Raw genomic sequence first — 372 nt, 5'->3', positions numbered from 1 at the left:
TCTCAGTGATGAAGAAATCGAACGGATGATGAAGGAAGCTAAGGAAAACGAAGAAGCCGACCGCAAGCGTAAGGAAGAAGTTGACCTTCGTAACGAAGTTGACCAATTGATCTTCACAACCGACAAGACTTTGAAGGAACTTGAAGGTAAGGTTTCTGAAGACGAAATCAAGAAGGCTAAAGACGCTAAGGAAGCTCTTGAAAAAGCTCAAAAAGATAACAACTTAGAAGAAATGAAAGCTAAGAAGGATGATTTGAGCAAGATTGTCCAAGACTTATCTGTAAAGCTTTACCAACAAGCGCAACAAGCACAAGGCCAAGCTGATGGTGCTCAAGGTAACGACCAGAATACCGGTAATAACGACGACAACAC

The 372-nt window shown here is 41.9% G+C and carries 1 protein-coding gene; it reads left to right on the top strand.

The genetic code is table 11. From position 1 onward, the window contains the following. A partial coding sequence (locus tag CP370_RS09565) for an Hsp70 family protein (protein WP_158227050.1) occupies positions 1-372 on the top strand: 372 nt, incomplete at both ends.

This window comes from Lactobacillus sp. UMNPBX19 (assembly GCF_002553805.1).
In the GTDB taxonomy this organism is placed as follows: Bacteria; Bacillota; Bacilli; order Lactobacillales; family Lactobacillaceae; genus Lactobacillus.
Note: the sequence above shows the minus strand (reverse complement) of the source record. Positions and strands in the feature narration are given on the sequence as shown.